The sequence below is a fragment of the Secundilactobacillus silagincola genome (genome assembly GCF_002583405.1).
GTDB lineage: Bacteria > Bacillota > Bacilli > Lactobacillales > Lactobacillaceae > Secundilactobacillus > Secundilactobacillus silagincola.
On sequence record NZ_BCMJ01000002.1, the window covers coordinates 395065 to 415713 of the forward strand.

At 43.9% G+C, this 20649-nt stretch carries 17 protein-coding genes and 2 tRNA genes; 18 read left to right on the plus strand and 1 reads right to left on the minus strand.

The window, feature by feature from the left end; all coding sequences use genetic code 11:
* Positions 1-5: 5 nt before the first annotated feature.
* From CES82_RS03705 to rpoC, 7 genes are all read left to right on the plus strand, one after another.
* Positions 6-79 (plus strand) — tRNA-Arg (locus CES82_RS03705).
* A 24-nt stretch (positions 80-103) separates the two neighbouring features.
* Positions 104-177 (plus strand) — tRNA-Pro (locus CES82_RS03710).
* 423 nt (positions 178-600) lie between these two features.
* The gene (locus CES82_RS03715) at positions 601-1068 is read left to right on the plus strand and encodes a CtsR family transcriptional regulator (RefSeq protein ID WP_098823972.1); all 468 of its coding nucleotides are present in this window, start codon (positions 601-603) and stop codon (positions 1066-1068) included.
* Positions 1069-1085: 17 nt separating this feature from the next.
* Complete coding sequence (locus tag CES82_RS03720; protein ID WP_098823973.1) at positions 1086-3572, plus strand: ATP-dependent Clp protease ATP-binding subunit; 2487 nt, start codon at positions 1086-1088, stop codon at positions 3570-3572.
* Positions 3573-3739: 167 nt separating this feature from the next.
* Positions 3740-4327: a TetR/AcrR family transcriptional regulator gene (locus CES82_RS03725; RefSeq protein ID WP_225364834.1), complete on the plus strand. Its 588-nt coding sequence runs from the start codon at positions 3740-3742 to the stop codon at positions 4325-4327.
* Positions 4328-4565: 238 nt separating this feature from the next.
* Positions 4566-8168, plus strand: a complete 3603-nt coding sequence (gene rpoB, locus CES82_RS03730) for a DNA-directed RNA polymerase subunit beta (RefSeq protein ID WP_098823975.1) — start codon at positions 4566-4568, stop codon at positions 8166-8168.
* 19 nt (positions 8169-8187) lie between these two features.
* Entirely contained in the window at positions 8188-11832 is a 3645-nt protein-coding gene (gene rpoC / locus CES82_RS03735; protein WP_098823976.1) for a DNA-directed RNA polymerase subunit beta', read from the plus strand.
* A gap of 211 nt (positions 11833-12043) precedes the next feature.
* Here rpoC and CES82_RS03740 read toward each other — a convergent pair whose 3' ends face one another.
* A complete protein-coding gene (locus CES82_RS03740) occupies positions 12044-12712 on the minus strand; it encodes a prepilin peptidase (protein ID WP_098823977.1) in 669 nt (222 codons plus the stop codon).
* 276 nt (positions 12713-12988) lie between these two features.
* Here CES82_RS03740 and rpsL point away from each other — a divergent pair, with 276 nt between their 5' ends.
* From rpsL to rpsC, 11 genes are all read left to right on the plus strand, one after another.
* The gene (gene rpsL, locus CES82_RS03745; protein ID WP_098823978.1) at positions 12989-13402 is read left to right on the plus strand and encodes a 30S ribosomal protein S12; all 414 of its coding nucleotides are present in this window, start codon (positions 12989-12991) and stop codon (positions 13400-13402) included.
* A 39-nt stretch (positions 13403-13441) separates the two neighbouring features.
* Positions 13442-13912, plus strand: coding sequence for a 30S ribosomal protein S7 (gene rpsG / locus CES82_RS03750; RefSeq protein WP_089088839.1), 471 nt, complete (start codon positions 13442-13444; stop codon positions 13910-13912).
* A gap of 157 nt (positions 13913-14069) precedes the next feature.
* The gene (gene fusA, locus CES82_RS03755) at positions 14070-16169 is read left to right on the plus strand and encodes an elongation factor G (protein ID WP_098823979.1); all 2100 of its coding nucleotides are present in this window, start codon (positions 14070-14072) and stop codon (positions 16167-16169) included.
* 323 nt (positions 16170-16492) lie between these two features.
* A complete protein-coding gene (gene rpsJ, locus CES82_RS03760; RefSeq protein WP_089088837.1) occupies positions 16493-16801 on the plus strand; it encodes a 30S ribosomal protein S10 in 309 nt (102 codons plus the stop codon).
* Positions 16802-16846: 45 nt separating this feature from the next.
* Positions 16847-17482: a 50S ribosomal protein L3 gene (gene rplC, locus CES82_RS03765; protein WP_098823980.1), complete on the plus strand. Its 636-nt coding sequence runs from the start codon at positions 16847-16849 to the stop codon at positions 17480-17482.
* A 17-nt stretch (positions 17483-17499) separates the two neighbouring features.
* Positions 17500-18123 carry a 50S ribosomal protein L4 gene (gene rplD / locus CES82_RS03770; RefSeq protein ID WP_098823981.1) on the plus strand — a complete coding sequence of 208 codons (624 nt, stop codon included), beginning with the start codon at positions 17500-17502 and terminating at the stop codon, positions 18121-18123.
* The gene (gene rplW, locus CES82_RS03775) at positions 18123-18410 is read left to right on the plus strand and encodes a 50S ribosomal protein L23 (RefSeq protein WP_098823982.1); all 288 of its coding nucleotides are present in this window, start codon (positions 18123-18125) and stop codon (positions 18408-18410) included. Before rplD ends, rplW begins: the two co-directional genes overlap by 1 nt.
* 27 nt (positions 18411-18437) lie before the next feature.
* Complete coding sequence (gene rplB, locus CES82_RS03780; RefSeq protein WP_098823983.1) at positions 18438-19274, plus strand: 50S ribosomal protein L2; 837 nt, start codon at positions 18438-18440, stop codon at positions 19272-19274.
* Between the two features lie 45 nt (positions 19275-19319).
* Positions 19320-19604 (plus strand): 30S ribosomal protein S19, encoded by a 285-nt coding sequence (gene rpsS, locus CES82_RS03785; RefSeq protein WP_098823984.1) that lies wholly within the window; start codon positions 19320-19322, stop codon positions 19602-19604.
* Positions 19605-19620: 16 nt separating this feature from the next.
* Complete coding sequence (rplV, locus tag CES82_RS03790) at positions 19621-19968, plus strand: 50S ribosomal protein L22 (protein ID WP_089109062.1); 348 nt, start codon at positions 19621-19623, stop codon at positions 19966-19968.
* A gap of 12 nt (positions 19969-19980) precedes the next feature.
* The gene (rpsC, locus tag CES82_RS03795; RefSeq protein ID WP_089109061.1) at positions 19981-20649 is read left to right on the plus strand and encodes a 30S ribosomal protein S3; all 669 of its coding nucleotides are present in this window, start codon (positions 19981-19983) and stop codon (positions 20647-20649) included.

Consider the following 20649-nt stretch of genomic DNA (forward strand, 5'->3'; position numbering starts at 1 on the left):
TATTTGCACCCATAGCGCAACTGGATAGAGTGTCTGACTACGAATCAGAAGGTTGTAGGTTCGACTCCTACTGGGTGCATTTTTGTTGCTTTCATACAACAAACGGGAAGTAGCTCAGCTTGGTAGAGCACTACGTTCGGGACGTAGGGGTCGCAGGTTCAAATCCTGTTTTCCCGATTTACGGCCGAACGTCGGAGGTTATCAGAAATGATAACCTCTTTTTTTGTGTTAATTTATTGAACTAAAAGCAGTGACAACTAATTTTAGGAAAAATGATTAAAATACTTACCAATATAGATTTGGGTGAGTGACTTGCCCCTTTTTGTATGCAGAAGAGAACCTGAGTCTCATCATAATCGCTTTAACGAGAGTTTTATTGACGAATGCTTTATAATAGAGGTACCCAAGAAATAATTTGAAATATTAGTCGTGAGGTCCGAAAAACCTTTACTATAGGTAGAAACTTTTTCGATTTGGAAAAAATTGGGCATTTAGGCGATAAATTAAAGTTTAAACCTTTGCAATTTCACCAAACATTCGTATAATGAAAGTCAACATTAGTCAAACATGATTGCTAAGTTGGTGAATGGAGGGAGTAGCGTGCAAAATCAAAATATTTCCGATATTATTGAGAAGTACCTGAAGGAGATTTTGTCGGATACGGAGCACGTGGAAATTCGCCGATCTGAAGTTGCGGATTTGTTCAATGTGGTGCCGTCACAAATTAACTATGTGATTAAAACCCGGTTTACTTTATCCAATGGGTATTTGGTTGAAAGCAAGCGAGGCGGTGGCGGCTATATTCGAATCGAAAAGGTTAACCTATTAGATGATACCGATGTTTTAGACTCATTGATTGAAACGATTGGTGATTCAATTGGGCAACGTGATGGTTATGCTGTGGTTCAGGGACTTTACGAGAGTGGTGTGATTGGTCGTAGAGAGGCTAATATTATTTTAACCATCTTAAGTAAGGATACCTTGCAAATGGAAAACCGTGCGGAAGAGAACGGCTTGAGGGCGCGTATTTTAGTGAGTATCTTAAAACATCTACGCTATGAGAGCTAAGAAAGTGAGGAATTTACATGGATAATCTTTTTACCCCCAGTGCAAAGAGCGTCTTGGCATTAGCCCAAGAACAGGCGAAGTACTTTAAGCACCAAGCTGTTGGCACAGAGCACTTACTTTTAGCACTCACAATTGAAAAAAATGGGATTGCAAACAAGGTGTTACAGCAATTTTCCATTAGTGAAGATGATGTGCGTGAAGAAATCGAACGCTTCACAGGTTATGGCACCCTTAACAACGTTGATAAGGATACTTATCTGCCATATTCACCAAAGGCAAAGGATATGCTTTCCGTTGCTGGTGAAGAAGCTAAGCGAATTGGTGCCACAAAGATTGGCACGGAACATTTATTGCTGGCCTTGCTGAGCGATGAAACGATCCTTTCCTCACGAATTTTGATGAATTTAAATATTGATTTAGCTCAGGCGCGCAAGGTAATCTTACGCAAGTTGGGCGTAACTGAAAACCAGGATAAGCGTCGCAATCAACGTGGACGCAAGCAACAGGGCGGTACACCGACACTGGATTCATTGGCACGTGATTTAACGCAATTAGCACGTGACGACCGGATGGATCCAACGGTTGGCCGTAACAACGAAGTTCGGCGGGTGATTCAGATTTTGAGTCGTCGGACGAAGAACAACCCAGTTCTGATTGGTGAGCCTGGTGTTGGTAAAACTGCCATCGCTGAGGGCTTAGCACAGCGGATCGTTAAGGGTGATGTTCCAGAAGATATGCAAAACAAGCGGTTAATGGCGCTGGACATGGGGTCATTGGTTGCTGGTACCAAGTATCGTGGTGAATTCGAAGATCGCCTGAAGAAAGTGATCGAAGAAATTTACAACGATGGGGAAGTCATTCTCTTCATCGATGAATTGCACACTCTGATTGGTGCTGGTGGTGCTGAAGGGGCTATCGATGCTTCAAACATTTTGAAGCCTGCCTTAGCACGTGGCGAACTCCAAACCATTGGGGCAACCACGCTGGATGAATACCAAAAGTACATTGAATCTGATGCTGCCCTTGAACGGCGGTTTGCTACCGTTCAAGTCGACGAACCCACTGAAGACGAAACCGTTGAGATTTTGAAGGGGTTGCGTCCTCGCTACGAACAACATCACAAGGCTAACATTACTGATGATGCGTTGGAACAAGCCGTTAAGCTATCAACGCGTTACATCACAGACCGTTACTTACCTGATAAGGCGATTGACTTGATGGATGAAGCGGCTGCTAAGGTTCGTATCAGTCAGATGGATAAGCCAAATAATCAAACGAAGCAAGAAGCTAAACTTTCAGACTTGTCTGATCAGCGTGAAGCCGCCATTCTTGACCAGCGTTTTGAAGAAGCTGCCAAGATTCGTGAGCAGGAGATTGCGCTGAAGAATAAGCTGGATAAGAAGGCTGAAAAGCAAGCTGAATCTGGTCAGAAGTACAATCTGAACGTCACTGGCGAAGACGTCGCTGAAGTGGTTTCAGAATGGACCGGTGTACCAACCACACAACTTAACCGGACTGAACAGGAACGGTTGGTTAACCTGGAAGGTATTTTGCACAAGCGGGTTGTTGGTCAAGAAGAAGCTGTTTCGGCGGTCTCTCGAGCTATTCGGCGTGCTCGTTCCGGATTGAAAGATCCGAACCGGCCAATTGGTTCATTCATGTTCTTAGGCCCTACTGGTGTTGGGAAAACGGAACTTGCTAAGGCTTTAGCTGAAGCAATGTTTGGTTCTGAAGACAACATGATTCGGGTTGATATGAGTGAATACATGGAGAAGTACTCAACCAGTCGTTTGATTGGTTCAGCACCCGGCTATGTCGGTTACGACGAAGGTGGCCAATTAACCGAAAAAGTTCGTCAAAAACCTTACTCAGTTGTCCTTTTTGATGAAGTTGAAAAAGCTCACCCAGACGTCTTTAATTTGTTGCTTCAAGTGCTGGATGATGGTTACTTGACTGATTCTAAGGGTCGTAAAGTTGATTTCAGAAACACCATTTTGATCATGACTTCAAACTTAGGTGCAACTAGACTGCGGGACGAAAAGACCGTGGGCTTTGCTGCCAAGGATAAGTCTGGCGATTACACCGCCATGGCTGCTACCATTCGAGAAACATTAAAGCAGAGTTTCCGGCCAGAATTCTTGAATCGAATCGATGAAGTGGTCATTTTCCACAGCCTTCAAAAGAAGGAACTTCACCAAATCGTCAAGTTGATGGCTAAGACAGTGACCGACCGTGTGAAGGCACAAGGAATCGACATCAAGATTACGCCAGCTGCAATCGACGTGATCGCTGATGCCGGGTTCGACCCTGAGTATGGTGCACGTCCGATTCGTCGGGCATTACAGACTAAAGTGGAGGACCGCTTGAGTGAAGCAATGCTGTCAGGTGATATTAAGACGGGTAACATGGTAACCTTGGGTGCCAGTCACGGTAAGATTACCGTCAATGTTAAACAACCAGAAAAGACTGAAACTAAGACCAATGAAACAGTTGGCAGTAAGTAAAGGCATAAATGTAAACAGGCTGATCGATTGTCTTTGGGGATGATCAATCAGCCTGTTTTGTGTCGCTTAAACTAGTATAAGTACCGCAATGAGGGGATTCGTGCTAAAATGGTAATCAGATTAAATACGGTAAACTGGAAGGGATAGTAGATGATTTGAAGAGAGAAGTGCAATTAGCAAAAACACATCAGGCCATTTTAGACGCTGCTCGAAGCCTCTTTTTGTCTCGTGGTTACCAAGGAACTTCCACGCGAGATATTGCGAAAATTGTCGGGATTACTCAGCCGGCACTTTATCATCATTTTGCTGACAAAGACGTGCTCTTTTTGCAGGTGATCAAAACGGTTGGTCTGGAGATTAAATCGGGCATTGATGCAATTAATCAGCAGGGGACTGCAGTGCCAGCTGATGAGCGATTAATTCAGATTACGCAGGTACTGACTGACAAGCATCCTCGAGATATCTTTACGGTGATCCATTCCAGCTTTGCGGATCTTAAACCAGAAAATATGCAGCAGCTGGGAACGATTTTTCAAACGGATTACGTGACCCCCATTGAAAACTATTTTAAGAGCGAAGATGTTAACCTACGTCAGAGTATCGAGCCAACCGAAGCCGCCCAGTTTTACATTACCAGTTTGAGCCCGCTGTTCAGCAAGTTTCATCGAATCGGTGGCGCCAACATGACGACAGAAGAACACATTCGATTGCTGTTAGATTTCATTTTACATGGTTTGGTGTCTGAGCAGGCATAACCAGTTGACAACTGAATCAGTAGCAGGTATACTATCTGCAGTATGTAACTGTGAACTGAAATGAATCGTTGCGATATATTGTCCGTAACGGTTCTCATAAAAACCAAAAGTAAGAAGTTGATTTCTTATTTTTGGATTTTTTTTGCCAAAAAACCGGTGAGAATACGTTTTCATTTGAAATGTAATCAAACTGTAATATTTGGTTCAGTCCGCTGAATAAAATGGAGAGGTGAACAACTTGGCAGGACACTTGGTTAAATATGGCAAGCACCGGACCCGACGAAGCTACGCACGAATTAAGGAAGTTTTGGATCTTCCTAACTTGATTGAGATCCAAAAGAATTCGTACCAGTGGTTTCTAGATGAAGGCCTTAAGGATATGTTCGATGACATTATGCCTATCGAAGACTTCCAAGGCAATCTTTCATTGGAGTTCGTTGATTACCAATTACTGGAACCAAAATATACCGTTGACGAAGCAAGAGAGCACGATGCCAACTTCTCGGCACCATTACATGTCACTTTACGGTTAACCAATCATGAGACTGGCGAAATTAAATCCCAAGATGTTTTCTTCGGCGATTTTCCACTGATGACAGAACAAGGGACGTTTATTATTAACGGTGCCGAACGGGTTATCGTTTCTCAATTAGTCCGTTCCCCTGGCGTTTATTATACAAAAGATACTGACAAGAACGGCCGTACTGTATACGGTGCCACTGTCATTCCTAACCGGGGTGCATGGCTGGAATTTGAAACTGATGCTAAGGGCTTATCTTATGTTCGGATCGATCGGACTCGTAAGATCCCAATGACCGAATTAGTTCGGGCTTTAGGCTTCGGTTCAGATGACGAAATCATCAAGATGTATGGTGATAACGACAGTCTTTCTGCAACTTTGGAAAAGGATGTTCACAAAAACAGCGAAGATTCTCGTGTTGAAGAAGCCTTAAAGGACATCTACGAACGTCTACGTCCAGGTGAACCTAAGACTGCCGACTCATCACGGAGCTTATTGACAGCTCGTTTCTTCGATCCAAAGCGTTATGATATGGCGCCTGTTGGTCGTTACAAGACAAACAAGAAGTTGGTTTTGAAGAACCGTCTACTTGGTTTGACTTTAGCTGAAACCTTAGCTGATCCAGATACTGGTGAAGTGTTGGCTTCTAAGGGCGACTTGATCGATAAAGATCTGTTGAAGAACTTGACTCCTTACCTTGACCGTGAAGACTTTAAGACGGTAACTTACACGCCTTCAGACGAAGCGGTTGTCACTGAACCAGTAACGTTGCAGACCATCATGGTGCAATCACCTGACGATCCAGAACGTGCTATTCCAGTGATTGGTAATGGTCACATCGATTTGAAGTACAAACACATTACGCCTGCTGATATTTTGGCTGCTGTTAACTACTTCTTTGATTTACAAGATGGTATTGGCAACACCGATGATATCGATCACTTGGGTAACCGTCGGATTCGTTCTGTTGGTGAATTACTGCAGAACCAATTCCGGATTGGTTTATCCCGGATGGAACGTGTTGTGCGTGAACGGATGTCAATTCAAGATGCCACGACTGTGACACCACAACAATTGATCAACATTCGACCAGTTGTTGCTTCAATCAAAGAATTCTTCGGTTCATCACAACTGTCACAATTCATGGACCAAACCAACCCATTGGGTGAATTAACGCATAAGCGCCGTCTTTCAGCCCTTGGACCTGGTGGTTTGACTCGTGACCGTGCCGGTTATGAAGTCCGTGACGTTCACTATACTCATTACGGCCGGATGTGCCCAATTGAAACTCCTGAAGGTCCTAACATTGGTTTGATCAACAGTCTTTCCAGTTATGCTCGGATCAACAAGTATGGCTTTATTGAAACGCCATACCGTCGTGTTTCATGGACGACTCATAAGGTTACCGATAAGATCGATTACCTGACTGCCGATGAAGAAGATAATTACGTTGTTGCACAAGCTAACTCACCATTAAACGATGACGGTTCATTCGTTAACGATGTGGTTATGGCCCGTGCAAAATCAGAAAACATTGAAACTAGTATCGAAAACGTCGATTACATGGACGTTTCACCTAAGCAAGTTGTCTCGGTCGCTACGGCCTGCATTCCTTTCTTGGAAAACGATGACTCTAACCGTGCTTTGATGGGTGCTAACATGATGCGTCAGGCCGTTCCTTTGCTTGATCCTCACTCACCATTGATTGGTACTGGTATTGAATATAAAGCTGCCCATGACTCTGGTGTTGCCTTACTTTGCAAGCAACCTGGGACAGTTGAATATGTTGATGCCCGTGAAATTCGTGTTCGTCGCGAAGACGGTGCATTAGACACTTACAAGTTAATGAAGTTTCAACGTTCTAACGGTGGTAAGAACTACAACCAACGTCCAATCGTTAAGGTTGGCGACAAAGTTGATCCTGACGAAGTAATCGCTGACGGACCATCAATGGAAGATGGCGAATTGGCATTAGGCCAAAACCCATTAGTTGCCTTCATGACTTGGCAAGGTTATAACTTCGAAGATGCCATCGCCATTAGCGAACGTTTGGTTACTGACGATGTCTACACTTCTATTCATATTGAAGAATACGAATCAGAAGCACGTGATACTAAACTTGGACCTGAAGAAATCACTCGTGAAATTCCTAACGTTGGGGAAGATGCACTTAAGAACCTTGACGAAGAAGGTATTATCCGTATTGGTGCCGAAGTTCATGATGGTGACATTCTAGTTGGTAAAGTAACGCCTAAGGGTGTCACTGAACTATCAGCTGAGGAACGTTTACTTCACGCTATCTTTGGTGAAAAGGCCCGTGAAGTTCGTGATACTTCACTTAAGGTGCCTCATGGTGGCGGCGGTATCATCCAAAACGTCCGGATCTTCACTCGTGAAAACGGTGATGAATTATCTCCAGGCGTTAACAAGATGGTTCGTGTCTACATCGCTCAAAAGCGTAAGCTGCAAGTGGGTGACAAGATGGCCGGCCGTCATGGTAACAAGGGGACTGTTTCCGTTGTTATCCCTCAAGAAGATATGCCATATATGCCAGATGGTACCCCAATCGATATCATGTTGAGTCCAATGGGTGTGCCTTCCCGTATGAACATCGGGCAAGTGCTCGAAATTCACTTAGGGATGGCTGCTCGTAAACTCGGCATTCACATTTCAACCCCTGTCTTTGATGGTGCACGAGATGAAGATATCTGGTCTGCTGTTAAGGAAGCCGGTATGGCTGATGATGCCAAGACTGTTTTGTATGATGGTCGGACCGGTGAACCATTTGACAAGCGTGTTGCCGTTGGTGTCATGCACTACATGAAACTGGCCCACATGGTTGACGATAAGATCCATGCTCGTTCAATCGGACCTTACTCATTAGTTACCCAACAACCACTTGGTGGTAAAGCACAATTTGGTGGCCAACGTTTTGGTGAAATGGAAGTTTGGGCACTTGAAGCTTATGGTGCTGCTTACACTCTGCAAGAAATCTTGACTTACAAGTCAGATGACGTTGTTGGTCGTGTTAAGACTTACGAAGCCATTGTTAAGGGTGAACCAATTCCTAAGCCAGGTGTTCCTGAATCCTTCCGTGTGTTGGTTAAGGAATTACAATCACTGGGTCTGGACATGAAGGTTCTGGGTTCTGATAACAAAGAAATCGAACTGCGCGATATGGACGACGAAGATGACGACGTTGTGAACGTTGACGCTTTGAGTAAGTTCGCACAGCAACAAGAAGAACAAAAGAAGGCTACTGAGGCTAAAGAAGCTCAAGCAGCTAGCAAAGATGAAGCTGACACTAACGCTAAAGATTAATTAAAGGGAGGTCGATCCATTGGTCGATGTCAATAAGTTCGAAAGCATGCAAATTGGACTTGCATCGCCTGACAAGATTCGGAGCTGGTCATATGGTGAAGTTAAGAAGCCAGAAACCATCAACTACCGAACTCTAAAGCCAGAAAAAGACGGACTATTCGATGAACGTATCTTTGGCCCAACCAAAGATTGGGAATGTGCTTGTGGTAAGTACAAGCGGATTCGTTACAAGGGTGTTGTTTGTGACCGTTGTGGTGTTGAAGTTACCCGTTCTAAAGTTCGTCGTGAACGTATGGGACACATTGAATTAGCTGCACCAGTTACTCATATCTGGTATTTCAAGGGTATCCCAAGCCGGATGGGTCTCGTGCTGGACATGAGTCCACGCTCACTTGAAGAGATTATCTACTTCGCTTCATACGTTGTGCTTGAACCAGGTAACACACCACTTGAAAAGAAGCAGTTGCTTTCTGAACGTGAATATCGTGAAAAGAAGGCTGAGTACGGTAATGGATTCACTGCCGAAATGGGTGCTGAAGCCATTAAGAAGTTACTCCGCGATGTTGATTTAACTAAGGAAGTTACTGAATTAAAGGAAGCCTTGAAGGAAGCTACTGGCCAAAAGCGGACGCGTGCCGTTCGTCGTTTGGACATTTTGGAAGCCTTCGTTACTTCTGGTAACAAGCCGGAATGGATGGTAATGGATACCATTCCCGTTATTCCACCTGACTTACGGCCAATGGTTCAATTGGAAGGTGGCCGTTTCGCCACTTCTGACTTGAACGATTTGTACCGTCGAGTTATCAACCGTAACAATCGTCTCAAGCGTTTGTTAGACCTTCATGCACCTGGTATCATCGTTCAAAACGAAAAGCGGATGCTTCAAGAAGCCGTTGATGCGTTGATCGATAACGGTCGTCGTGGCCGTCCAGTTGCTGGTCCAGGTAACCGGCCATTGAAGTCTCTTTCACACATGTTGAAAGGGAAGCAAGGACGTTTCCGTCAAAACTTACTGGGTAAGCGTGTTGACTACTCAGGCCGTTCTGTTATTGATGTGGGTCCTTCATTACGGATGAACCAAATGGGCCTGCCAGTGCCAATGGCAATGGAACTCTTCAAGCCGTTCATCATGAAGGAATTAGTTAGCCGCGGGTTAGCTTCCAACATTAAGAACGCTAAGCGTAAGATCGACCGTGAAGACGAAGATGTTTACAGTGTTCTTGAAGACGTCATTAAAGAACACCCAGTTCTACTGAACCGGGCACCTACGCTTCACCGTTTGGGTATTCAAGCCTTCGAACCAGTGTTGGTAAGTGGTAAGTCAATGCGTTTACACCCATTGGCCTGTGAAGCTTACAACGCCGATTTCGATGGTGACCAAATGGCCATTCACGTACCTTTATCTGATGAAGCCCAAGCTGAAGCTCGTTTGCTGATGCTTGCTGCTCACCATATTCTGGCACCTAAAGATGGGAAGCCAGTTGTAACGCCTTCTCAAGATATGGTTATTGGTAACTACTACCTGACTTTGGAAGAAGCCGGTCGTGAAGGCGAAGGCATGATCTTTAAAGATGCTAACGAAGCGGTACTCGCATACCGTAACGGGTTAGTTCACTGGCACTCACGTGTTGGTATTCAAACCAGTTCTTTGAAGGGCAAGCCATTCACTGACGAACAAAAGAGCAAGATCATGGTTACTAGTGTTGGTAAACTGATCTTCAACGGTATTTTGCCACAGTCATTCCCATACTTGAATGAACCAACGGATACCAACTTGAACGGTTACGTACCAGACAAGTACTTCTTGGATAAGGGTGAAGATATTCATGATTATCTGAAGAATGCTGAAGTGGTTAAGCCATTCAACAAAGGTTTCCTGAGTGACATTATTGCCGAAGTCTACAAGCAATACAAAGTGACTGAAACGTCACTCTTGCTTGACCGGATGAAGGACTTAGGTTATGACGAATCAACTCAATCTGGCTTGACTGTCGGAATCGTTGACGTTACCGAAGTTCCTGATAAGCCACAAATTATTGAAGATGCCCACAAACAAGTGGCAACGATCACTAAACAATTCCGTCGTGGTTTGATTACCGATCACGAACGTTACGAACGTGTTATTGGTGTTTGGAACGATGCTAAGGATACCTTGCAAGACAAGCTGATCCATAACTTCGATCCACAAAACCCAATTTTCATGATGAGTGACTCTGGTGCCCGTGGTAACATTTCTAACTTTACGCAACTTGCCGGGATGCGTGGCTTGATGGCCGCTCCTAACGGTGAAATCATGGAATTGCCTATTACCGCAAACTTCCGTGAAGGCCTATCTGTTTTGGAAATGTTTATTTCTACCCATGGTGCCCGTAAAGGGATGACCGATACTGCCTTGAAGACTGCCAACTCAGGTTACTTAACCCGTCGTTTGGTTGATGTTGCTCAAGACGTTATCGTTCGTGAAGAAGACTGTGGCACTGATCGTGGTTTGACTATTCGTGCCATCAAGAATGGTAACGAAATGATCGAACCATTGTACGATCGGATGTTAGGTCGTTATACCATGAAGACTGTTAATGATCCTAAGACTGGCGAAGTCATCATCGGTGCTAACAAGATGATCGATGAAGCTACTGCTCAACGGATCATTGATGCTGGCATTGAATCAGTTACTATTCGTTCCGTCTTCACTTGCAACACCTCTCACGGGGTTTGCGAACGCTGCTACGGTCGTAACATGGCTACTGGTGACCAAGTTGAAGTTGGTGAAGCAGTTGGTACTGTTGCTGCTCAATCAATCGGTGAACCTGGTACTCAATTAACGATGCGTAACTTCCATACCGGTGGTGTTGCCGGAAACGAAGATATTACTCAAGGGCTTCCTCGTGTTCAAGAAATCTTCGAATCTCGGAATCCTAAAGGTAAAGCTGAGATTACAGAAGTTACTGGTACGGTTGAATCTATCGAAGAAAACCCAGCAGAACGGACTAAGGAAATCACTATTAAAGGTGAAGCTGATACGAGAAGTTACACACTTCCAATTACAGCTCAACTGAAGGTGACCGAAGGCGACTTCGTGCACCGTGGTGCTGCACTTAACGAAGGGTCAGTTGATCCTAAGGAATTGATTCGAGTTCGTGATGTTCTTTCTACTGAAAACTACTTGCTGAGTGAAGTTCAAAAGACTTACCGGATGCAAGGTGTGGCTGTCTTGGATAAGCACGTTGAGATCATGGTTCGTCAAATGCTTCGTAAGGTACGTATCATGGATCCAGGTGACACTGATGTCTTACCTGGTACCTTGATGGATATCGATGACTTCCGTGATCATAACTACAAGACGTTAATCGCCGGTGGCACACCAGCTACTGCTCGTCCAGTTATCCTTGGGATTACTAAGGCTGCCCTTGAAACTAATAGTTTCTTGTCAGCTGCGTCATTCCAGGAAACAACTCGAGTATTGACCGATGCTGCTATCCGCGGTAAGAACGATCCATTGGTCGGTCTTAAAGAGAACGTTATTATTGGTAAGATCATTCCAGCTGGTACTGGGATGCCTGATTACCGTAAGATCAAGCCAAAGGAAGTTGGCGGATCTTCAACTGATGGTGTCTACTCAATCAATGAGTTGGAACGCCGGATGAAGGAAGAAGAAGCTAAGTAATTTGGAGAGTGTGCCGAAAAACTCGGTAGATTCCAGAATGTAACAAATGAAGCCCCGTTCCGATGTACCTTGTCGGAGCGGGGCTTTTTGTGATATGACCGGAATCTGGGTTATTTGGCATGATTAAACTAGGAGAAAGGTATTGTAAGAATAGGGTTGGCTAGTGTTCCAATTAAGAAGATAAAAGATACTGCATTACCAATGCCATCTATCAAATGAAGAAAAGAACCACTAGATATCCCACCGCAATAAACGGTATAAAAGGCAAGCGGTGCTGTTTCAATAACTGTCCGGCAATTAGCGCCAAAAAACTGCTTAGTAATAGTAACCACGCAAAAGGAGTTAGACCAAGCAACACCACCAAACAGAGAAAAATATCCAAATCGCCAGAGCCCAGCCAAACTAATTTTGGCTCATAAACTTGTAGGATTAACCAACAAATAAAAATGAAGATAAAAATGAAATGGTGCGGTCGAAATAGGGTGTATACTGTAGCCGTGCACAGCATTAACCAGTAACCATAAGTTGCGGGATAATTAAAATGACGCGCATCGCTAACAGCCATGAAGAATAGTAGGCCTCCGATGATCACGTAGCCGGTTCGCAAAAAAGTGGGTTGCCAGCACAGCAGAAGACTGCCGAAAAAGATTTCGCAGTAAAGTGACGCTCGCGGAATTTTAAAACCGCACCAACGGCAGCGACCGCGTAGGACTAAATAGGAAATAATCGGCACTAAGTCGTACCAGGCAATCGTTTCAGCACAGTGATCGCAGTAAGAACGGGCTGGCCGGTAAATATTAGCGCCAGTCTGTTTCCGAGAATAGCTGGCAAATAGAAATGAACCTAGGATGGCACCCAAAATTGCTTGAAACAATAACATTTCATCACCTCAGAGTTAATTACGGATTTGAATACGGGAATCATTTTAAGAAAAAGGCGAGTTTTTGCGGATGTTTGACAGTTTGCGTTGACATTAAACGACGAAGCGTGGTATTCTTTTAAAGGTGCTTTTTGTAGACCGGTTTCTGCTTTGCAGACATGCTGACGGAAAACATGGCACGATAAAGGATCAACATCCGCTTTTATTTTTGCCCAAAAATGAATCACCTGGATGTGTGGACTTAAAATAACTAGACTAAGGAAGGAGGACTCTTAGATGCCTACAATCAACCAATTGGTTCGTAAAGGTCGTAAATCTAGAAGTTCTAAATCAAATGCCCCAGCTTTAAACTACGGGTATAACAGTTTCAAGAAGAAGCAAGTGAACAACCCAGCACCACAAAAACGTGGCGTTGCAACTCGTGTTGGTACCATGACTCCAAAGAAGCCTAACTCAGCTTTGCGGAAGTACGCGCGTGTTCGTTTGTCTAACTTAATCGAAGTGACAGCATACATTCCTGGTATCGGTCATAACCTTCAGGAACATAGTGTTGTTTTGATTCGTGGTGGCCGTGTTAAGGATTTACCTGGTGTACGTTATCACGTCATCCGTGGTGCTTTGGATACTGCCGGTGTTGAAGATCGTCGTCAATCACGTTCTAAATACGGTACTAAGAAGCCTAAGGAATAAAAACCTAAACACTAAGTTCCAACAAGGAGGATATAAGTAATGCCAAGAAAAGGAAACGTTCAAAAACGTGAAGTCCTTCCTGACCCAATCTACAACTCAAAGATGGTTACCCGTTTGATCAACCACTTGATGTTAGATGGTAAGCGAGGCACTGCATCACAAATTCTGTATGGTGCATTTGATTTAATTAAGAAAGAAACTGGCAACGACCCCGTTGAAGTATTCGACGAAGCTATGAAGAATGTTATGCCGGTCTTGGAAGTTAAGGCTCGCCGTGTCGGTGGTTCTAACTACCAAGTTCCGATCGAAGTTCGTCCAGAACGTCGGTCAACATTAGGTCTTCGTTGGATCGTTAACTATTCACGTTCTCGTGGCGAACACACGATGACTGAACGGTTAGCTCGCGAAATTATGGATGCTGCCAATAACACTGGTGCATCTGTTAAAAAGCGTGAAGATACGCATAAAATGGCCGACGCCAACCGTGCATTTGCTCACTACCGTTGGTAATTTGCAAATTTGTTTGCTGTCAGCACCACTTCGGTGGGCTACGCGCAAGCTAGCTAAATGTTGATAGTGAAAATTGTTGGGATGGCTATAATTATTTTTTAATTTAGCCATCCTTTTTATAAATGTGAACAATCTTGAGAGGAGTTACAGATTTAACATGGCTAATACACGAGCTTTTCCACTAGAAAAGACCCGTAACATCGGGATCATGGCTCATATCGATGCTGGTAAGACTACCACCACTGAACGGATCCTGTACTATACTGGTAAAATCCATAAGATTGGTGAAACCCATGATGGTGCTTCACAAATGGACTGGATGGAACAAGAACAAGAACGTGGTATCACGATCACTTCTGCAGCCACTACTGCTGAATGGAAGGGTCACCGTATTAACATCATCGATACCCCAGGACACGTGGACTTCACTGTTGAAGTTGAACGTTCACTTCGTGTGCTTGATGGTGCCATTGCGGTCTTGGATGCCCAAGCCGGTGTTGAACCCCAAACTGAAACTGTTTGGCGTCAAGCTTCCGACTATGATGTTCCCCGTATCGTGTTCGTTAACAAGATGGATAAAATCGGTGCTGACTTTGACTTCTCAGTACAAACCATCAAAGATCGTCTTCAAGCTAACGCCTTAGCTGTTCAAATGCCTATTGGTGCTGAAGACAACTTCCAAGGTGTTATCGACTTGCTTGATATGAAAGCCGATATCTACGACGAAGACGAACTTGGTTCAGAATGGGATACTGTTGAAATTCCTGATGACTACAAAGAAGAAGCTGCTAAACGTCGTGAAAAGATGATTGAAGAAATCGCCGACGTTGATGACGACATTATGGAAAAATACCTTGATGGTGTTGATATTCCTGTTGCCGAATTAAAAGCTGCTATCCGTAAAGCAACCTTGAACCTTGAATTGTTCCCAGTACTTGCTGGTTCAGCATTCAAGAACAAGGGTGTTCAAATGTTAATGGATGCCACAGTGGACTACTTACCTTCACCATTGGATGTTAAGCCTTACAACGCTACTAACCCAGACACTGGTGAACAAGTTGAACTGAAGGCTAACGATGACGCTAGCTTTGCTGCTTTAGCATTTAAGATCGCTACTGACCCTTACGTTGGTCGTTTGACATTTATCCGGGTTTACCAAGGTACCTTGGAATCTGGTTCATATGTTTTGAACGCAACTAAGGACAAGCGTGAACGTGTCGGTCGTTTGCTGCAAATGCATTCAAATCACCGTCAAGAAATCCCAGAAGTCTTCTCTGGCGATATCGCTGCCGCTATCGGTTTGAAGAACACCACTACCGGTGACTCTTTGACTGATGTTGATCACCCATTACACTTGGAATCAATGGAATTCCCTGACCCAGTTATTCAGGTTGCCGTTGAACCTAAGACTAAGGCTGACCAAGATAAGATGAACAACGCTCTGCAAAAGCTTTCTGAAGAAGATCCTACATTCAAGGCTGAAACTAACCCTGAAACTGGTGAAACTTTGATTGCTGGGATGGGTGAACTTCACTTGGATATCATCATCGATCGTATGAGACGTGAATTCAAGGTTGAAGCTACCGTTGGTGCACCTCAAGTTTCTTATCGTGAAGCCTTCACTAAGCAAACTTCTGCACAAGGTAAGTTTGTTCGTCAATCTGGTGGTAAAGGTCAATATGGTGATGTTTGGGTTGAATTCACCCCTAATGAAGAGGGTAAAGGATTCGAATTCGAAGATGCCATTGTTGGTGGTGTTGTTCCTCGTGAATACATCCCATCAGTTGAACAAGGTATCAAGGAATCAATGCAAAACGGTGTTCTTGCCGGTTACCCATTGATTGACTTGAAGGCCAAGTTATACGATGGTAGTTATCATGAAGTCGATTCTAGTGAAGCTGCCTTTAAGGTTGCCGCTTCAATGGCTTTACGTAACGCTGCTAAGACGGCTGATCCAGTTATCTTGGAACCAATCATGAAGGTTGACATTGTTGTCCCTGAAGAATACATGGGTGACATCATGGGCCAAGTTACTGCACGTCGTGGTCGTGTGGACGGTATGGAAGCACGTGGTAACGCACAAATGATTCATTCGTACGTGCCACTGGCTGAAATGTTCGGCTATGCTACTACTCTTCGTTCAGCATCACAAGGTCGTGGTACTTTCACGATGACCTTTGATCACTACGAAGCCGTACCAAAGTCAATTCAAGCAGAAATTATCAAAAAGAACGGCGGGACTCCTGCCGAAGATTAATTTCTTCAAAAAAGACGTTGCAATTTTGCGGCGTCTTTTTTCATACATATACTATAGAAGAAACAGGAAAAGATAATTTTATACAAAAAAATTTAACGGATTTAACATCAATTTCAAAAACATCTCAATAATCCTTGTCAAACCGCTATTTATTTAGTATTATATATAGGTGCTGTATTTCGGGGAGCAAGTGTGCCCTGGATTAGCATAGCAAAGCGATGATGTGAAAGGTTGCGGCACACCCGGCCGCTTTGCCACGGGGTGTGACGGTAATTTTCACGGAGTTAGTCTTATTTTGAAAATAGACGTAAGGAGGGAATCCAATGGCAAAACAAAAAATTCGTATCCGTTTGAAGGCTTACGAGCACCGCATTCTTGACCAATCTGCAGAGAAGATTGTTGAAACTGCAAAGCGTACAGGTGCTGAAATTTCTGGTCCTATTCCATTACCAACAGACCGGACAGTTTACACGGTGCTTCGTTCACCACATAAGTTTAAGAAGTCGCGTGAACAATTCGAAATGCGCACTCACAAACGGTTAATCGATATTGTTAACCCAACACCAAAGACGGTCGACTCATTAATGAAGTTAGACTTGCCTTCAGGTGTGGATATCGAAATCAAATTATAATTTAGATTCAGAACAAAAAAATTACATTATATCGGAGGTGTACTCATGACCAGAAAAGGAATCTTAGGTAAAAAAGTAGGGATGACGCAAGTCTTCACTGATAATGGCGAATTGATCCCAGTCACTGTTGTTGAAACTACTCCTAACGTTGTATTACAAGTTAAGACAGTTGAAAACGATGGTTACGATGCAATTCAATTAGGCTACGAAGACAAACGCGATGTTTTGAGCAACAAGCCCGAAAAAGGTCATGTAGCAAAAGCAAACACGACTCCTAAGCGCTTCATTCATGAAATCAGAGATGTTGAGCTAGGAGATTACAAGGTAGCAGACGAAGTTAAGGCAGACATCTTTGATGCTGGCGAATACGTTGATGTCACCGGTACAACAAAGGGTCACGGTTATCAAGGTAACGTCCACAAGGATGGCCAATCACGTGGACCTGAAACCCATGGTTCTCGTTATCACCGTCGTCCAGGTTCATTAGGTGCTATTATCAACCGTGTCTTCAAAGGCATGAAATTACCTGGCCGGATGGGTAACAACACTCGGACAATCCAAAACTTAAAGATCGTTCGTGCCGATGTTGAAAACAACGTCTTGTTGATCAAGGGTAACGTACCTGGCGCCAACAAGTCATTCATCGAAATCAAGAGTGCCGTTCGCGCACCTAAGAAATAAGAAAGGAGGAAACGTAAATGACTAGTGTTACATTATTTAAGCAAGACGGTAGCCAAAATGGTGACGTTACTTTAAACGACACTATCTTCGGCATCGAACCAAACGAAAACGTCGTGTTTGATACTGTTTTGATGCAACGTGCTTCACAACGCCAAGGAACTCATGCGGTTAAGAACCGTAGTGCTGTTCGTGGTGGTGGTAAGAAGCCATGGCGTCAAAAGGGTACTGGCCGTGCTCGTCAAGGTTCTACCCGTTCACCACAATGGGTTGGCGGTGGAACTGTCTTTGGCCCAACACCTCGTTCATACGCTTACCATCTTCCAAAGAAGGTTACGCGTTTGGCATTGAAGTCAGTACTTTCACAGAAGGTTGCTGACGGTTCGTTAGTTGTTGTTGATGCATTCAACTTTGATCAACCCAAGACTAAGGAATTCGCAAAATCATTATCTAGTTTAAACGTTTCAACAAAGACTTTAGTGGTTCTTGAGGAAGACAACAAGAATGCAGAATTGGCAGCTCGTAACTTGGCTAACGTTCAAGTTATTGATGCCAAGGGGATTAACGTATTGGATGTCATCAATAATGACAAACTTGTGTTAACTCAAGCTGCTCTTTCTCAGATCGAGGAGGTGCTCGCATAATGGAAGCTCGTGATATTATTTTGCGTCCTGTCATTACAGAAGCATCTACTGCTTTGTTTGATGACAAGCGTTATACATTCGACGTAGACGTACGTGCTACGAAGACTCAAGTTAAAAAAGCTGTTGAAGAAATCTTTGACGTTAAGGTTGTTAAAGTTAACATCATGAACGTTAAGGGTAAGTTAAAGCGTCAAGGTCGTTACGAAGGCTACACTAAGAAGCGTCGTAAGGCTGTTGTCACTTTATCAGCAGATTCAGAAGAAATTAAGTTATTCGGCGAAGAATAACAAATACTAATATAGGAGGGAATCAACGTGGCGATTAAAGTATACAAACCAACCAGTAATGGTCGGCGTAATATGACTAGCCTTGACTACAGTCAAGTTATCACGAAGTCAAAGCCTGAAAAGTCATTACTAGAATCAAAGAGTCACACTGCTGGCCGTAACAACCGCGGTAAGAAGACGGTTCGTCATCGTGGCGGCGGTAACAAGACTCAATACCGTATCATCGACTTTAAGCGTACAAAAGACAACGTTACTGCTACGGTTAAGGCAATCGAATACGATCCAAACCGTACAGCCAACATTGCATTGTTAGTTTATACTGACGGAACTAAATCTTATATCTTAGCACCAAAAGGCCTTAAGGTTGGCGATCAAGTTCAATCAGGTCCTGATGCAGATATCAAGGTTGGTAATGCACTTCCATTACAAAACATCCCTGTTGGTACAACTATTCACAACATCGAATTGAAGCCTGGTAAGGGTGGTCAATTAGTTCGTTCAGCCGGAGCAGGCGCACAATTGCTTGGTAAAGAAGGCAAGTACGCTATGATTCGTTTAGTTTCTGGCGAAGTTCGGATGGTCTTAGCTGTTAACCGTGCCACTATTGGTACTGTTGGTAACGAAGAACATGAATTGATCAACGTTGGCAAAGCTGGACGTAACCGTTGGGTCGGCAAGCGACCACAATCTCGTGGTTCTGTTATGAACCCTAACGATCACCCTCATGGTGGTGGTGAAGGTAAAGCACCAATCGGTCGTCCATCACCATTATCACCATGGGGTAAGAAGACTATTGGTAAGAAGACGCGTTCTACTAAAGCACGTTCAAACAAGCTTATCATTCGTCGTAAAGGCAGAAAGTAATCTACTTACTGCATAAGTAATCTCACTCGTAAGGAGGGTAATCTAATGGGTCGTAGTTTAAAAAAGGGACCATTCGCCGATGAACATCTTCTGAAGAAGATCGATGCACAAAAAGATCAAGACAAGAAGAGTGTTATCAAGACTTGGTCACGTCGTTCAACGATTTTCCCTAGCTTTATCGGCTACACAATCGCTGTTTATGACGGTCGTAAGAACGTTCCAGTATATATTCAAGAAGACATGGTTGGTCATAAGTTAGGTGAATTTGTACCAACTCGTACTTTCCGTGGCCACTCTGGCGACGATAAGAAGACTGCTACTACTAAATAATAAGGAGGATTAGCTAATGGCTGAACAAGTTACATCAGCAAAGGCAACTGCGAAAACAGTTCGTATTGCCTCACGTAAGGTCCGCCTTGTCATTGATCTTATCAGAGGCAAAAGCGTGGCTGAAGCGATTGCTATTTTGAAGTTCACCCCTCGTGGTGGCTCACCAATCGTTGAAAAAGTGTTAATGTCAGCAGTTGCAAATGCTGAAAATAATTTTGACTTAGACCGTGCTGATTTGGTAGTCAGCGAAGCCTTTGTTGACGAAGGGCCAACCCTTAAGCGGTTCCGTCCTCGTGCCAAGGGTTCTGCTTCACCAATTAACAAGCGGACAAGTCACATTACAATCGTCGTATCTGAAAAATAGGAGGGATAACGCGTGGGTCAAAAGATAAATCCAACCGGATTACGTGTCGGCATTATTCGCGACTGGGAAGCAAAATGGTATGCTGAAAAAGATTTTGCTGCTTACCTTGGCGAAGACCTTAAAATCCGTAAATATATCGAAAAACGCCTTGCAGATGCCTCAGTGTCAACAGTAGAAATTGAACGTGCCGCTAACCGCGTTAACGTTTCAATTCACACTGCTAAACCTGGTATGGTAATTGGTAAGGGTGGGTCAGAAGTTGAAAATCTCCGTAAGGAATTAAACAACTTAACTGGCAAACGAGTACACATCAACATCATCGAAATCAAGAAACCTGATTTGGATGCTAAATTAGTTGGTGAAAACATTGCACGTCAACTTGAAGGCCGTGTTGCTTTCCGTCGTGCTATGCGTCAATCAATGCAACGGACTATGCGTTCTGGTGCCAAGGGTATTAAGACCCAAGTTGCCGGTCGTTTAAACGGTGCAGATATGTCTCGTGTTGAATCATACTCAGACGGTACCGTTCCTCTGCATACATTACGTGCAGACATCGATTATGCCTGGGTTGAAGCACACACAACTTATGGTTCATTAGGTGTTAAGACTTGGATCTACCGTGGCGAAATTTTGCCTGACAAGCCTAATGCTAATAAAAATAACGAGCAAGGAGGGAAATAA

What these genes read in the sequence shown, in the direction of transcription:
- rplD (WP_098823981.1), top strand. Translation starts at nt 17,500, where the DNA reads ATGACTAGTGTTACATTATTTAAGCAAGACGGTAGCCAAAATGGTGAC.
- CES82_RS03740 (WP_098823977.1), bottom strand. Translation starts at nt 12,712, where the DNA reads ATGTTATTGTTTCAAGCAATTTTGGGTGCCATCCTAGGTTCATTTCTA.
- rplW (WP_098823982.1), top strand. Translation starts at nt 18,123, where the DNA reads ATGGAAGCTCGTGATATTATTTTGCGTCCTGTCATTACAGAAGCATCT.
- rplC (WP_098823980.1), top strand. Translation starts at nt 16,847, where the DNA reads ATGACCAGAAAAGGAATCTTAGGTAAAAAAGTAGGGATGACGCAAGTC.
- rpsG (WP_089088839.1), top strand. Translation starts at nt 13,442, where the DNA reads ATGCCAAGAAAAGGAAACGTTCAAAAACGTGAAGTCCTTCCTGACCCA.
- rplV (WP_089109062.1), top strand. Translation starts at nt 19,621, where the DNA reads ATGGCTGAACAAGTTACATCAGCAAAGGCAACTGCGAAAACAGTTCGT.
- rpsJ (WP_089088837.1), top strand. Translation starts at nt 16,493, where the DNA reads ATGGCAAAACAAAAAATTCGTATCCGTTTGAAGGCTTACGAGCACCGC.
- CES82_RS03720 (WP_098823973.1), top strand. Translation starts at nt 1,086, where the DNA reads ATGGATAATCTTTTTACCCCCAGTGCAAAGAGCGTCTTGGCATTAGCC.
- rpsS (WP_098823984.1), top strand. Translation starts at nt 19,320, where the DNA reads ATGGGTCGTAGTTTAAAAAAGGGACCATTCGCCGATGAACATCTTCTG.
- fusA (WP_098823979.1), top strand. Translation starts at nt 14,070, where the DNA reads ATGGCTAATACACGAGCTTTTCCACTAGAAAAGACCCGTAACATCGGG.
- rpsL (WP_098823978.1), top strand. Translation starts at nt 12,989, where the DNA reads ATGCCTACAATCAACCAATTGGTTCGTAAAGGTCGTAAATCTAGAAGT.